Source organism: Jutongia hominis (genome assembly GCF_014384965.1).
Taxonomy (GTDB): Bacteria; Bacillota; Clostridia; order Lachnospirales; family Lachnospiraceae; genus Butyribacter; species Butyribacter hominis.
Genome location: NZ_JACRSW010000014.1, coordinates 1 through 16,093 on the forward strand (window position 1 = coordinate 1; position 16,093 = coordinate 16,093).

A 16,093-nucleotide genomic window follows, 5' to 3' on the forward strand; every position below is an offset into this window, starting at 1 on the left:
TTTTCAACAGCAAGAACATTGAGTTCTTTCTCGCCCTTAAGCAGTTGGAGGACAAGATTGGTTTTAAATTCAGCACTGAAATTTCTTCTTGATCTGGACATAATAAGTACCTTCTTTCTTTTGGGGATTATAGTATATCAGATTCATTAAGAAATGTCGCTTTCAGTGTCTTAATTTATGAGGCCATTATATTCAATCGTGGTAAATCTGTGGTAAAATGAGTATTTCCTATACCTCAAAATGTTTAAAAGTGTAGTGTTTATGCGGATAATCTAAAATTAAATATAAAATTTAATATAAAAATGCTATATGGTTTATTTTATTTCCTCAACGTTACCGCCGTGGCAGCACTTCGCTTTTTATCATCATCGAGTGCTGCATAATGCTTTCTGGTCGTATTTACATCATTATGCCCAAGAACTTCCGCTACCAGGTAAATATCGCCTGTTTCACGATATAGAGAGGTGCCATATGTACTGCGTAGTTTATGTGGTGTAATATGCTTAAATGTTGTGATCTGGCTGGCATATTCCTGCACAAGATTTTCAATTGCCTGCACGCTGATACGTCGACGCTGGATAGAGTAGAAGAGTGCATGTTCATGTCCGGGAAGAGGTTTGATATTGGCTCGTGATATCTCAATATAATTGGTAAGAGCTTTGCAAACTTCATCACCAAAATAAACATATTCTTCCTTGCCGCCTTTTCGCATGATTCGAATACGGTTTTCACGAAAATCAATATCTTCCATATCGAGTCCGACACATTCGGAAACTCGAATACCCGTTCCTAAGAATAATGTAAAAATAGCAATGTTTCTTAACTTATTTTTTTCATAAAACGATTTTTTTCGTCCTGTCAAAGAATTACCGGCATTTTCTACCAGATCAAGCAACTCATTGACCTCTTCGGCATCCAGTCGGATGATTTCACGGTCATGTAATTTAGGCATATCGACAACAACCGTTGGATTATTCGTGATCAGGTCTCGTTTCTGATAATATAAATAGAACTTTCTAAGCGAAGCCAGTTTGCGATGAATTCCTCGTTCATCATTCGAATATTGCCTGCCGTCATAAGTATAAACCTTTAGGTATTCTAAATATTCTTCAATATCAACAGGTTCTAAGGCATTTAAAACTGATAAGGAGATATCTGCAATTTTTTTATCGGCTAATGTAGGATTGTTTGTGATCAGGAAACGGAAAAATGTTCGGAGATCATAGGCATAGCCAATTCGTGTGTTGATCGATGATGTCGGTTCGATACCTCGAAAGAAATCTTTTGAAAAACGTGGAAATTCTTTTAAAAGGCTGCGAAGCTTTTCGACATTTTTTTCGTTCTTTGTCTGATAATAAGTCTGATGATTGGATGTTCCCATATGTTATGTACCTCATTTCTACACAGTTTATAAATTTCAAAAATACAGCAACAAAATCGTAAAACCGGCATTTGCTTTCTATATAAATTTGCAAGTATAAAATAATAAGAAAAGCAATGTGTTTTTTATGTTAAATAGGCAGATGTGTTGTATTTTTTATATTGTACGAAAAGATATTAGCATTGATAAATCTGTATACTAAATAAGCTATACAGTGTAGGTTTCCTTTATAGTATAACAGACTACTTTCGATTTCTCAATAACTATTTGAAAAACTGGAGTTTATCCCAGAGTTAAAATCAAATAGAAATACTCTTCCAGTATCACTATTTACGCTATATTTAAGAATGATTATGGATTATGGATTACAACTTATCAAGGATTATAATAAAAGCACCAATACATATCTTAATTGCTCCGGGCTTTCAGACTCGTTAAACATGTATTGGTGCTTTTTCTGTCAAGATTATATGACTGCTTTAAGATTGCTTTCGTTGTGCCAATTGTAATAATGCAGCTCGTTCTTCCTCATTCATTCTATAATTCATCATGTATGAGTTTATAAAATTAACAAGTGATCCGCCATAAAATTTGTCCAATAAAATATTAGTTTCTGTTTCCTGAATTTTTTTCTTAGTAACATTTGCTTTGCAAATAAAACCGGGATCTTCGCGAACAATAGCACCTTTGTCAATTAGTCGTTTGATCACCGTATAGGTTGTGTTTTTCTCCCAACCGATATATTCCTTTATGATTTTAGAAATATCTCTGGCAGCCAATTCTTTGTTTGACCATAAAAGTTCCATTACATTTAGTTCACCATCATGTAAACGTATCTCATTTTTCATAACATTCTCCTATCTGAAGTACAGATATTATCATGCATATTTTTCTGTACATTCTCCTTGTAATTGCTACTGTCCTGCTTAGATCATTTTTATAAATAATACGTTAGTTCGCCCTCTTTAAATGTTCATTTGCTGCTATAATACAATTAAATTCATTATAATAATTTCAATATCATTTAGACAAATACAAATTTGTTTTTTTCTGACCTTACTTCTCTTACAATACACAATACTACAAAAGTAGAAAACATTTATAATACAAAATAAATATTCTATGTTCATAGAATATTTATGAGATATCAATTTTATTTTTTCAAGTGAAAAAAATTTGATATAAAAAAACAAGTAAATTATATATTCTACTATTGTAGAGGATGCAATGGTATGATTGACATTGTTTAATTGTTCCTATTTTTATAGTAAAGTATAAAACCATCTCGTAATTCGTTTTTAGCACTTAAATTTTCTTAATTATATCATATCGTTTATTCTATTCTACTCGTGAAGAACAAAATAGTCAATGTGCATTTTTACTAATCCTATCATTATTTTACTGTTAAAAATTTTGAGATCTATATGTTTTCAGAAAAGTTTTGCTCATATCATATATAGAAAGCTTTTATACTAATGCTAATACCAATTTTTGTTTAAAGTCTAAAGATAGAAGAAAATGAGGCTTGTTCTTGATGATATGTTTCCATAATGAAAAGATCACCATGCTCTATTCAATGCATATAAGAACATGATGATCTTTGTCGTTTTAGATTACTTCTATTCTATTTTTATCTTAGATTTCTTACTTTTTTAGATTGCTGTTTTTACTTTAGTATTCTGCTTTCTTGTTTTTGTTTTAAATTACCATTTTCTTATTTTCGTTTTAGCTTTATGTCATCCTGCTTTACTTATTTTTTCTGCTTCTGGCTGTAGGGTATTTTTTGAAAGTTTCTGAAACACCTTTATACAATGATTTCGCGGCTTTCATCTGATATGTGGATGTTTTTAATTTACCACGTTCTCTAGGATTAGATACAAAGCCTAGTTCTACTAATACAGCAGGAACAGTATTTCGCTTAATTACAACAAAACCTGCCTGTTTGATACCTCTATTTTTGGTATGTAGATTCTTTACAATCGTATTACGCATACGTGTAGCAAAGATCTTGCTGTTCAAGCCCGAAAAAGATTTTTTGTTATTTACTTTAGAGTAATATACTTCTGTTCCTTTGGCTTTTTTTGATGTACTAAAATTCATATGAAGACTTAGGAAAAGGTCTGCAGAATATCTTTTTGAATATTTTGGTCGTTGGTACAAATTGATAAATGTATCATCATGCCGTGTCAAATACGCTTTTACATTGGATGAAGTTGAATCAAAGTATTCTTTGGCTTTGTTATATAAAATATCCAAGCAAAGATTTTTTTCCTTTACACCTGCTGCTGTTGCACCACTATCTTTTTTACCATGTCCTGCATCAAGCATAATAATATTGCGATAAATTTTTTTAGGAGAGCCAATATTAACGGTAAATCCGTTTTCACAGGAAAGTAATTTGTAACCCTTTAGTGATTTAGTATTCACAATGATCTGGGTATTTCCTGCAGAAGTTTCCTTAATTGAAATATTTTTAATGCAGGAATTATTTTTATATGGAGGGTTTTCTTTATAAAAATTCTTTTGTTTTCCGGGAATAACGATCAAAAATCTTTTCTTCCAATATTGGTCTGTTGTTTTAATTTTAGAAAATTTTACGTTGTCAGGCAATGCCACTTTTAATGAAAAATTACCTTTTGATAATGTGATTTTTCCGCCATTCGATAATGTTTTCTTTGTATAGACATATTTTTTTTCATAATAAATCTTTACATATGTGGAATGCATAGATGTGTCTTCCCAGATATGGATTGAACGTACAATACCATTTTGAATGTTTTTTTCATATGCACCAATACCATTTTTAACGCCAGAAAACGCCATTGTTACCGAATATTCCTTCGCATCAGAGGATATTTTTAGATCAGATGCATTCATTTCTTTGACTGTTGTTACTTGAATACTATTTTCTGTTCCGGACGCATTGGCATCAAGTATTATTCCGGATATAGCATTAGAATAGACTGTATCGTTATAGGAATTATCCGGTGAAGTGACTGCAAACAGATGTGATGAGGTCACACTTAACGTCTGGTTATTGTAGGTATAAGAATAACCTAACTGTTTTAAATAAAAATCCATTGGAATATAAAAATCTGCGGATTGATCTGTTATATTCTCACCACGAATAATGGGATATGGTAATGTAATGTTTGTGCCATCTACTGTTGCAGATAATGCATTGACATTAGCAACAATACGATGTTCGCCTCCATTTCCGGTGATTGTTAATGCACCGGTAGTTTCATCATATCGGTAGGCTGCGGACAATGCAGTAATCGTGCTTTTTACCGGCAACATATCAATATTATTAATGCGGATACAGGTTATTCCTGTGGCTGTTGTTTTTCCGTTAAACTGAACTGTAGTGTCTGATGCAGTATAGTCATTTGTACTATTATTTACAGCTGTTTGAATTGTTGCGGCGGATACAGAAGCAGTATGACTCAGCATAGCAAGTTCAATGCAAACAATACTTCCTAAAAAAAATTTTGTTGCAAATAAAAGTTTTCTTTTACAGGTGAAAAATTTGCAAATATCCTGACGATGATATTGCACCAAAGACTGCTTTAGTATTTCGGTGGGGGTTGCTAGATTCTTTTTCTTGTGTCGTAACATTATTATAGAGTCCTCTTTTCTTTTTTCTTTTTATATTAGTCTCGAAACATCACAGTTTGCATCTATATTTTGCATAGGCTATGATTTTTTAAACCACTGTCTATTATAGCAAAAATAAAAGCAAAAATATGGCAATTTGAAAAAAATATGTCGAAATCAAAAAAGTTGGACAAGACGATTGAACTAGTTCTGATCTGCAGAGTGTTCCTGAACATAAACAGGAACAATGATTGAACATCCTGCATTAATGCTGTCAGAAGATAATGAATTACATTCTTTAATATCTTTAATATAATTTTGTAAAGAACCATATTCCTTACGATAATTGTCTTTTGCAATACTCCATAAAGTATCCTTTGCAGTAATACGAACTGTCTTATAACTGATCTCAGAACAGATTGCTGCTTGAGCATGCGATGCATTCTGGCCGGAAATATACCAAGCTAAGAACAAAGCAAGGAGCAGACTGCCTATAATGAATAACAACTGTACTTTTTTTGTTAAAAATGTAACGTGTGATTTTTTTTTCATATCGTACCTCTCTTTCAAACAAATGTTCGTTTTCTATGTATACAATATATCACCCGAACATTCGTTTGTCAATGCTTTTACGAACATTTGTTCATAAAACTTTATATTTCATAAATGAGAGCCTGTTTTTTTGTGTATGGATGATTATAATTCACGAACGATAAAATAATGGAGCAAAAAGTACGATAGATATAACGCATTTGGATTTAAAAGTTATGATATAATAACTCCAAAATCCAAGCATTGCATGCTTGTCGCACTTCGTGCTTGACGATTTTGTCGTTCATAAATTCTGCACAGAAAAGCAAGCTCTTCTGTGTTGCGAATTCATTATATAATAATTACTTTTGTGATAAGACAAAAAACAAAAAGCCAAAGATCCATATAATGACATGGCCTCTGCCTGTGTAGGCGAGATCCTATCATAAAAAATCTATTGGCTTTTTCTTCAATGTTATTAATTTGATTTTATTAAATTTGTTTTATGCTCTTTTGCCACAGCACTTCTTATATTTCTTTCCTGAACCACATGGACACGGATCGTTTGGATAGATTTTTTTGTTATGCTGAACCGGATTGGCAACCGGAACATATGGAGCCTGACCATCTTTTGCAACGTTCATAACATGAGGCGCAACACCGATGATAGGAGTCTTCGTATGAGTAGTCTTTTTTTGTACTGCTTTCTCTTTTGTCTCTTCTTTTACAAAGATATTCTTGATTTCATCCGGTACATCTAAAGATGCAACTTCTACCTGCTCTAACTGTTTGCTGACAGCTTCTACAAGTTCTGCTTTTTTTAGTTTTGAATAACCTTTTAAGCCTGAAGTTTTAGCTAATTCTTTTAATTCTCCTACTTTATATCCGTCTAAAATTTCTACGAGATTTTTGCTCATTTGTACTACTCCTTATATATAATTTCTTAATTTGAATATCAATGCTGATCCAATCATATCAAAATATTTCTTTTTGAAATTTTTTTGATATGTCGTCATAGAACAAAGTGTCCATTACAAAGAATAAGCTTATTCTACGACCTTGTAAATTATAATGGAAAATCCCCTAAAATACAAGTATTTTAAGGGATTTGAATTTTTTTCGTGAAACTTAAACAATAGATTTTTTTTTTCATGATTAAAATTTGGAAAAAACACTATAGGATTACGCACATTATACTCTTTTCTTTCAGCTGCAGCTCTTTGCATGATAATTTTTAGAGAGGTATATGGAAGTTTTTAGAGAGAAGAATGTTTTATTCTTCCTTTTTTTCAGAATCCATTTCTAATATTTCCAAAGCATCGCTATAATAATACATCTCAGATTTCTGAAAGCAGGCAAGAAATACAGCATCAAGCCAATATTTATCAGGATCTAATTTTACCATGCCGCAAGAAAGTAAAATAGCATTGGCGGATTCTATAAATTGTTTCCGGGCTTCCGACATATTATAATTTAATGTCGGTGTGATCATATCCATATAACGCCTTTGTGCCACATAATGGATCATTGGCAGTATATCAGATCGTTTCACATATAAACATCTTCTTTTCTGCTCTTTCCTAAGAATTTCTAATTGCTTTTTGGCATTTTCCACGCTGTGGTCCTGTAATTCTTTATGACTATATTCTTCAATAAGTTTTTCTATATTGTTAGGACAGCTTTCATTTTCCTTACAGGAATATAATTCTCTTAATGCAAGATGGATCATAATCTCTTTTTCTTTTTGAAATGGCTGGTTTAAAAGATCGGATAAATATTTTTCAGACATATGCGGTAATTGTGCGATTGCATGATTATTTCCAAAAAGCTCCGACAAAAACATGCGATTACTGCCAAAGTCAGAAGCGACGATATGGTTTAATTCCATGATCGTCTGCAGGATCACATCATTCTCAACGCTGCTCTGCTTTTTTTTATAAGCAAGACAGTATTTTTGTATCAGTTTACTTCGTTTTTTACTTGTAAAAGCTCTTTTCCTATGCAGCCATGATAAAAAATCCGTTTCGATCAATAAACTGTTCAGCTGCTTGTTGGTATCCTGCCTGATATATTCAATGATCAGTTTTTTATATGTATTGATATAATCCCAGGTTGTCATACTGTATCCCTTAAACCAAGCTGCATTTGTGATCATCCATTGCATAAAAGAATCTTTGTCGATCTTTTTGTACATACGGAATTCACTTGCAATCTGGTTGGTAGAATGGGTATGCATAAAGGAAGGCCCATCAAGAATGGACTGTTCAAATTTTTCGATCATTTTGCAGCATTCCTCATACGATAAGCTGTTTTCTAATCCATAACAGAAAATCGTTTCAGAATAGTCATTATAGCAGATACCGGGTTCTAAAATTCCTTTTGTCAGCCATTCCTGCAAATCTTCGATCGATAACTGAAGTGCAAAAGCAATACGATATATCTGATAACGCTTAGGGATTGTAAAGCCATTGATACCAAACCATTTTTTTGTTGTTGGTCTCGATGAAATATTCTGATCGGCAATCAGGGAATAAAAGTTCTTATATGCCTGACGACGCAGGGCATCATCTACCTTCCCCGTAACTTCAAATCCCATTTTAGAAATAATAAACCGGTCAAATGTATCATAAGATCTCTTGTTTTGTAATTGTTTTAAAGCAATATATAACTCATTATTTTTTAAATCTTTGTTCTTAAATCTTGTCATATCGTTCTCCGTGTTTCTTATGGAATCGTTGCTACAAAATCATCCTTATTCCGATCAGAACGTTTTGTACTGTCAGATGTACTGACCGGCGCAGAAGTGGTGCTGTCCGGTACTGAGACTGCTTTCTTTGCTCCTTTTTGCCTGCTGATTGTTAAATATATGACCGTGTTTTCCTTTTGCCTGCTGTTTGGCTTTTTATCCTGTCTTAATACAATTCCGGTTTTTCCCGTTGTTGTTTTGTATTGAATCTTCCATTTTAGCCTGTGCTGCTTTAATCGTTTTTTAGCTCCGGAAACCGACAGGTTCGTCAAATCCGGAACAGATACAAAAGCCTCCTGCTTTGTTGATTCCGGTGTTGGAGATGATGAACTTATTTCTTTTGTTGTGTTACTGCTTTCCAAAAGCAACGTTGGTTTTGTTGATGCTGATACCGGATTTTTTGTCTTGTCATCGGAAGACATCCTATTGATATGCCCAATGGTATTTATGCCTGTAAAGATGACAAAGACAAAAATAAGAACCGGCAGAATATGGCGTACAAAGAAAATCCCATTATTACTGATAAAAGAGAACCATTTTCTCCTAGGATACAGAGCTTCATTTAATTCCTGCATAGTTTGATAACGGTTTCTGGCATAAATTTCCATGCCTTTCATGATCACACTTGATTGCCAGCGACTTAAATGAACATTCGGAACAGATGATAAGGGAACTAACTTATCTTTAAGTATCCGTTCAATTGCTTCATTCGGAACAATCCCCGTCATCATAAAATAAATCGTGGCACACAGTGAATATACATCAGAATATGGTCCCTGTTTACCCTGGCTGCGATATTGTTCTTCTGCTGTATATCCTCTTTTGAACATTACAGTAAGACTTTGTGTCAGAGATAAATTTTCATGACGTGCAGATCCAAAATCAATCAGGATCAGTTTTCCCTCTGCCGTCAGCAAAATATTATCCGGACTAATATCACGATGTAATATTCCTTCTTTGTGAACTGCTTCCAGTGAAACAATAACCGGTTTGATCAGACGCAGTACATCTTCGGAAGACATTGGACCATTCTGTCTGATGTATTTTTTTAATGTCATTCCATTGATATAATCCATCACCAGATAGCCGGTCTTGTTTGCATAAAAAAAATCACGTACCGTTACGATTCCATCCATTATATGAAAATCCGATAAAATTTTTGCCTCTCTATAAAACTGCTTTAACCCTTTTTGATATGCTTTGTTTTCTTCACCTGCCAGTACATATACATTATTATCTAACTCTTTTCTGGTATCCCTGCTGACTAAATGTAAAGGAAAGTATTCTTTAACAGCAATTGTCATATTCAGAACTAAATCTTTACCAATATAAGTAATTCCTGAGCTGCCTTCTCCTATCACTTTACCAATTAAATATCGGTTTTCTAAAATAACACCCAGCGGGAGGCATCGTGGTGTCGCTTTGTATTTTTCCGGTAAAAAATCACAAAAAGAGCAATTTCCCTGTTCTCTTAACGGATGCATACATCCCATGCAAAAATGTTGCCTGTCCATTTTCATTTCTGTCATTTTCTCCTTGTATCGTATACTCATCTTTTTTATTATACTACATTTTCTTAGAAACTTTTTTCCGTTTCTTTCACTTTTCTCCATTTTTTCCCAATATATAAAGCAGCCCTATGTAAGTATTTTTCTGTCTGAAATTTTAGGCTTTTTTCTAAGGATTATCCCAAAAATATATTTTGGGTTTCCGGAACTTTTTGACAAAAAGTCAAAACGAGGACCTGTCAAAACAGACAAGTCCTCAAAAAAGAGAAATATTCTTTTTTAATAATTAGAATTTACCATTGTCGGCTGCTTCCTGTACAGCAACTGCAACTGCAACTGTCATACCAACCATTGGGTTGTTACCTGCACCGATCAGACCCATCATTTCAACGTGAGCCGGTACAGAAGAAGAACCTGCGAACTGTGCATCTGAATGCATACGTCCTAATGTATCTGTCATACCATATGAAGCAGGACCTGCTGCCATGTTATCAGGATGAAGTGTACGGCCTGTACCACCACCTGAAGCAACTGAGAAGTATTTCTTACCCTGCTCAAGACATTCTTTCTTATATGTTCCTGCTACCGGATGCTGGAAACGAGTTGGGTTAGTTGAGTTACCTGTAATAGATACATCAACGCCTTCTTTGTGCATGATAGCAACACCTTCCGGTACAGAGTTTGCACCATAGCAGTTTACTTTAGCACGAAGTCCTTCAGAATATGCCTTACGGAATACTTCCTTTACTTCGTTTGTATATGGATCGTACTCTGTCTCTACGTATGTAAATCCGTTGATACGTGAGATGATCTGAGCTGCGTCTTTACCAAGACCGTTTAAGATAACACGAAGAGGTTTCTTACGTACTTTGTTTGCTTTTTCTGCGATACCGATAGCACCTTCTGCTGCCGCAAATGACTCATGACCTGCTAAGAAAGCGAAACAGTCAGTCTCTTCTTCCAAAAGCATCTTTCCTAAGTTACCATGACCAAGACCTACTTTACGTGTATCTGCTACTGATCCGGGAATACAGAATGCCTGTAATCCTTCACCAATTGCTGCTGCAGCATCTGCTGCACGACGACAATCTTTCTTAATTGCGATTGCTGCACCTACGATGTATGCCCAACATGCATTCTCGAAACAGATTGGCTGAATGCTCTTGATCTGATCGTAAACGTTCAAACCGGCATCCTTAGTGATTTTTTCAGCTTCTTCAATAGAAGCAATACCATAGCTGTTTAATACGCTATTGATTTTATCAATTCTTCTTTCATATGATTCAAATAAAGCCATTATTCGTTTGCCTCCTTTATATTATTTTGCGATTTCTTCATCTGTTCTAGGGTCGATGAGCTTAACTGCGTCATCTACACGACCATACTGACCACAAGCTTTTTCATATGCTGTGTTAGGATCGTCACCTTTCTTGATGAAGTCAGTCATCTTACCAAGGCTAACGAATTTATAACCGATGATCAGATCATCAGCGTCTAAAGCGATTGCTGTTACATAACCCTCAGCCATTTCAAGGTAACGAGGACCTTTCTTTAATGTACCATACATAGTACCAACCTGAGAACGAAGTCCCTTACCAAGATCTTCAAGACCTGCACCAACCGGAAGACCATCCTCTGAGAATGCAGACTGTGAACGACCATATACGATCTGTAAGAAAAGCTCTCTCATAGCTGTGTTGATAGCATCACAAACTAAGTCTGTGTTTAAAGCTTCCATTACAGTAAGACCCGGAAGAATTTCTGAAGCCATAGCAGCGGAATGTGTCATGCCGGAACATCCGATTGTCTCAACTAATGCTTCCTGAATGATACCTTCCTTAACGTTAAGGCTGAGCTTGCAGGCACCCTGCTGTGGTGCACACCAGCCAACACCGTGTGTAAATGCGGAGATATCCTTTACTTCTTTTGCTTTAACCCATTTTGCTTCTTCTGGGATTGGTGCTGCACCATGGTGCACGCCCTGAGCTACTGGGCACATGTTTTCTACTTCCTGTGAATAAATCATGTTCATACTCCTTTCAATATGCTTTTAATCTGCTGGTAAAAAACCGCAGTACTGAATTTATTTTCTCACAAAATTCGATTTTCGTCTACTCTTTTTGACAAAAAAATATAATTTTTCTGATCCTTTTTCTGATCAATCGGCTTTTTTTTCTACAATGTCGCCTTGTTTTTTATAAATACTTCCTTTTGGAATATAACCACGAATCATAGACAGCGGATACACATTGGTGTTGCTTCCGATGATCGTTCCCGGATTCATTACGCTGTTGCATCCGACTTCTACATAATTTCCAAGTATTGCTCCCATTTTCTTTAAACCGGTTTCAATCAAGTCACCCTCATAGCGAATCGTAACATTGCTCTTATCCGATTTAACATTGGATGTGATCGATCCGGCTCCCATATGGGACTTATATCCAAGGATGGAGTCTCCTACATAATTATAATGAGGTACCTGCACATTGTTAAATAAAATGACATTTTTTAATTCTGTTGAATTTCCGACAACACAGTATTCTCCCACAATTGCATTGCCACGGATAAAAGCACCCGGACGTACTTCCGTCTTTTTCCCGATGATACATGGTCCATTGATCGATGCATTGGCTGCGACGGTTGCACTTTTGGCAATCCAGATATCTTCCTGGGGATGGCTATATTCTTCTAAAGATAATGTCTTACCAAGTTCAATTATAAAATTCTTGATCTTTGGAAGCACTTCCCATGGGAAAGTTACATCGTTAAAGATGTCTTTTGCAATGGTTTCATCCAGATTAAATAATGTTTTGCACTTTAAATTATCATACATTGTTCTCTCTCCTTTTTAATTTAATTTTTTTCGTTATTTTTTATAATAAACAGCCGCCTGTTCAAACATCTGTTTTAACAGGTATTGATTATTGGTATGTTTTACATAGTCCACACGCCTCGTAATAAATCCGTTAAGCTTTTCCATATATTCATCGGATGTGATCTTCCCATCGGCAACCTGTGTCAGTCCCAATTCCCAGCTTGCGGTCAACTCAGGATTTAACAAAGACCGTATCGAAGAATTCACAACATCATAGACCATTTCGCCAAGCAGCTCCGGTGTAATGATCTGCGTTTTTTTATTTAATTTTAAGTAACGGATCTTCACTAATTTACTCAGAATCTCCGCTCTTGTAGCACTTGTTCCGATACCATTGCTTTTAATCTGGGAACGAAGTTCTTCGTCTTCGATCAACTGTCCTGCATTTTCCATTGCGAGGATCATTGATCCGGAATTATAACGCTTTGGCGGAGAGGTTTCACCTTCTTTGATTGAAAGCATGGACAGTTCCACTTCCATTCCTTTTTTCAGATTTTGCATAACAGATAAAACAGTGCTGTCTGTATTTTGCGTCTCTTCTGTATCATTATCTTTCTTATCGGCTGCTTTTGTCCGTGAAAATGAAGCCGAAGCAATTGCTAAATATCCTTGTGCCGTCATCACTTTAAAATTAGCAAAGAAAGCTTCTTCTTTACGTTTTGCAATGATTGCAAGCTTTAGATATTCTGCAGGTGGATAAAAGATGCAAAGAAAGCGTCTGACGATCACTTCATAGATTCTTTGTGCTGTCAGGTTCAGTCCGGCAATCGCACCAAATCCCTGACCGGTCGGAATAATCGCATAATGGTCTGTGATCTGTTTATCATTGACATATCGTGTCTTAGCAATGCCCTGATATGACTTTTGTTCTAAAATGTGTTCGGCAATCTCTTTGACAACCGGATAGTTTCTTAATCCTGTTATATTTTTATGTATTTCTTTTGAAACAGCTGTCGAAAGCACTCTGGCATCGGTACGCGGATAGGTAACGAGCTTTTTTTCGTATAATTCCTGAATGATCTTTAATGTCTCATCGGGACTGATCTTAAACAGTTTCGAACAGGTATTCTGAAGCTCTGCTAAGTTAAATAATAATGGCGGATTTTTCTTTTCTTTTTTCTTTTCTACTTTCTGAATAACTGCCATTCGTGGCACGTCTGTCTGGTTCTGATCCTGTACCGGTTCTGTTGTATCAGTCTTTGTTTTATTGGTATCCGTTCCTTTTTCGACTTCTTCTTTTGTAAAATCCAGAGATTCGCATAGTGCGATGGCATCTTTGTATTCTTTAAAACCATTTTCTTTATAAAGTAACGGAGATTGAAAATAGGCAGAACCTTCTATTGCTTTCCATTCTCCGTCAAATTGCTGCCCTTCATAGGAAAATGTACCAAGAACACGATAAAACGGAGTCTTAACAAAGTTTCGGATCTCACGTTCACGACGCACCACCATACCAAGCACACAAGTCATAACACGGCCTACCGAGATTGCTGACCATTTTCCGTTATTTAAAAAGTTCATGACATTGCGTCCGTATTTTAAAGAAAGGACACGCGAAAAGTTAATTCCCATCAGGTAATCTTCTTTTGCACGCAGATAAGCGGCATCGGAAAGATTGTCGTATTCTTTTAAGTTTTTTGCCTCTTTGATACCACGTTCTATCTCTTCTTCGGTCTGTGAATCGATCCAGACACGTTTCTTTTCCTTGGATGCAGGAACATGCGCCATCTGGTCTACAAGCCGGTAAATGTATTCTCCCTCGCGTCCCGAGTCGGTACAGACATAAATGCAGGTCACATCTTCCCGGTTAAGCAATCCGGCTACAATGTCAAACTGTTTTTTGACATCCGGTATTAATTCATAGAGAAACTGTTCCGGTAAAAATGGAATTGTTTGCAACGACCACTTCTTTAAAGCCGGATCGTAGGCATCGGGATAACTCATTGTAACCAAATGACCGACACACCATGTTACGACATAGTCTTTGGATTCTAAATATCCATTTCCGGCATTTCCATTGACACCGAGTACTTTTGCAAATTCTTTTGCAACACTTGGCTTTTCGGCAATAAATAAATGTTTTCCCATATGGATTAATTATCCTCTTTCGTTTTTTCGTTTTTTTTGCATTCTACAAAGCTTTTCGAACCAAAAATAATCCCAACGATTGCAATGCCGGCCAAGCAGACATACTTGACAATGTTTGTAACATTGATTTGCACTTCTACATTTGCTCCTGTTTTTGCCGGTTTTACGGCATCTGTCATTTTCATTAAATCTTTACATTTCCACATAATAAACCTCATTTCTTCTTGCTTTTTCTATACAGTTGCTTTATTTTCAAAAAAAGAAACATAATCCCCACGGGATGTTACAATATGATATCCAACCGACTCCATACGATTTTCCAAACAGCCACGGCATTGTGCTGATTCTTCACCGGTACAGATCTTATTATCATATAGTTCGTATTTTTTACGGACTGACACCGGAGAAAGATTTGGCATAACCACATTTGCTCCGGCAAGGATTCCTTTTTCTCTACCTTTTGGATCAATCGTTCCTAATGCTGTCGTTGCCGGAAGTAATACTTTTGGCAATGTCAGACGGATCAGACCTAACATCAAAAGTGTTTCTCTTAAGGTACCATTCTTTTCTTTGGCAAATGGGGAATCTTTCTGTGCGATAAAAGGTCCAATCCCCACCATGTGCGGATCAAAGTCCTTTAAAAAACACAATTCTTTTGCCAGATGTGCAGCTGTCTGATAGGGAGATCCTACCATAAAACCGGCTCCTACCTGATAACCGATCTCTTTGAGATCTCTAAGACATTGTATCCGATGTTCCCATGACATTTCTTTTGGATGTAATGCCTGATAATGCTCTTTTGTAGCAGTTTCGTGACGCAGAAGATAACGTTGTGCACCACAGTCATACCAATATTGGTATACTTCTTTTTCACGTTCTCCTATCGACAATGTGATCGCACAATCAGGATGGGCTTGTTTAATTTTTTTTACCAGCTCTCCGATCTGTCTGGCGGAGTACGAAAGATCTTCGCCCCCTTGTAAGACAAAAGTACGAAAGCCAAGTTCATAGCCCTGATTCGCACATTCTAGAATCTCGTCTTCACGTAAACGATATCGTTGTGCATTCCGGTTACTGCATCGTATTCCGCAATAGAAACAGTCGTTTTTGCAATAATTTGAAAATTCGATCAGTCCACGTACATAAACATCTTTTTGATAATACTGTTCTCTTAACTTTCTGGCTTTTTCAAACAGATATTCCATGTCCTGTGTTGTATGGTTCGTAATGATTGCAGTATATTCTTCCTGTGTTAAAATATGATCTCTTTCTAAACGGTCGATCAATTCCTTTGTTTCCATAAATTATATTCTCTCTTTTTCTCCTTTTCAATACATTCTGTTTCAAACTTACAAATGCACTCTTTG

The 16,093-nt window shown here is 35.7% G+C and carries 13 protein-coding genes; all 13 read right to left on the minus strand.

Annotated features, from left to right (window positions below; all coding sequences use genetic code 11):
• Positions 1 to 319: 319 nt before the first annotated feature.
• The gene (locus H8700_RS03775; RefSeq protein WP_249303219.1) at positions 320 to 1,381 is read right to left on the minus strand and encodes a tyrosine-type recombinase/integrase; all 1,062 of its coding nucleotides are present in this window, start codon (positions 1,379 to 1,381) and stop codon (positions 320 to 322) included.
• Positions 1,382 to 1,860: 479 nt separating this feature from the next.
• Complete coding sequence (locus tag H8700_RS03780; protein WP_249303221.1) at positions 1,861 to 2,229, minus strand: BlaI/MecI/CopY family transcriptional regulator; 369 nt, start codon at positions 2,227 to 2,229, stop codon at positions 1,861 to 1,863.
• A gap of 898 nt (positions 2,230 to 3,127) precedes the next feature.
• A complete protein-coding gene (locus H8700_RS03785; RefSeq protein WP_249303223.1) occupies positions 3,128 to 4,999 on the minus strand; it encodes an N-acetylmuramoyl-L-alanine amidase in 1,872 nt (623 codons plus the stop codon).
• A 183-nt stretch (positions 5,000 to 5,182) separates the two neighbouring features.
• Entirely contained in the window at positions 5,183 to 5,530 is a 348-nt protein-coding gene (locus H8700_RS03790; protein ID WP_249303225.1) for a LysM peptidoglycan-binding domain-containing protein, read from the minus strand.
• 482 nt (positions 5,531 to 6,012) lie between these two features.
• Positions 6,013 to 6,426, minus strand: coding sequence for an SEC-C metal-binding domain-containing protein (locus H8700_RS03795; RefSeq protein WP_249303227.1), 414 nt, complete (start codon positions 6,424 to 6,426; stop codon positions 6,013 to 6,015).
• Between the two features lie 356 nt (positions 6,427 to 6,782).
• Complete coding sequence (locus H8700_RS03800; protein ID WP_249303229.1) at positions 6,783 to 8,216, minus strand: hypothetical protein; 1,434 nt, start codon at positions 8,214 to 8,216, stop codon at positions 6,783 to 6,785.
• 17 nt (positions 8,217 to 8,233) lie between these two features.
• Positions 8,234 to 9,775: a serine/threonine protein kinase gene (locus H8700_RS03805; RefSeq protein ID WP_249303230.1), complete on the minus strand. Its 1,542-nt coding sequence runs from the start codon at positions 9,773 to 9,775 to the stop codon at positions 8,234 to 8,236.
• Between the two features lie 274 nt (positions 9,776 to 10,049).
• Entirely contained in the window at positions 10,050 to 11,060 is a 1,011-nt protein-coding gene (locus tag H8700_RS03810) for a GGGtGRT protein (protein ID WP_249303231.1), read from the minus strand.
• A 21-nt stretch (positions 11,061 to 11,081) separates the two neighbouring features.
• The gene (locus H8700_RS03815; RefSeq protein ID WP_022140737.1) at positions 11,082 to 11,789 is read right to left on the minus strand and encodes an iron-sulfur cluster assembly scaffold protein; all 708 of its coding nucleotides are present in this window, start codon (positions 11,787 to 11,789) and stop codon (positions 11,082 to 11,084) included.
• A gap of 132 nt (positions 11,790 to 11,921) precedes the next feature.
• Positions 11,922 to 12,596: an acyltransferase gene (locus H8700_RS03820; RefSeq protein WP_249303232.1), complete on the minus strand. Its 675-nt coding sequence runs from the start codon at positions 12,594 to 12,596 to the stop codon at positions 11,922 to 11,924.
• A 33-nt stretch (positions 12,597 to 12,629) separates the two neighbouring features.
• Entirely contained in the window at positions 12,630 to 14,726 is a 2,097-nt protein-coding gene (locus tag H8700_RS03825; RefSeq protein WP_249303233.1) for a DNA topoisomerase, read from the minus strand.
• A 5-nt stretch (positions 14,727 to 14,731) separates the two neighbouring features.
• On the minus strand, positions 14,732 to 14,932 hold the full coding sequence (locus tag H8700_RS03830; protein WP_249303235.1) for a hypothetical protein: 201 nt from the start codon (positions 14,930 to 14,932) through the stop codon (positions 14,732 to 14,734).
• 27 nt (positions 14,933 to 14,959) lie between these two features.
• Positions 14,960 to 16,027: a [FeFe] hydrogenase H-cluster radical SAM maturase HydE gene (gene hydE, locus H8700_RS03835; RefSeq protein ID WP_249303236.1), complete on the minus strand. Its 1,068-nt coding sequence runs from the start codon at positions 16,025 to 16,027 to the stop codon at positions 14,960 to 14,962.
• Between the last annotated feature and the right edge of the window lie 66 nt (positions 16,028 to 16,093).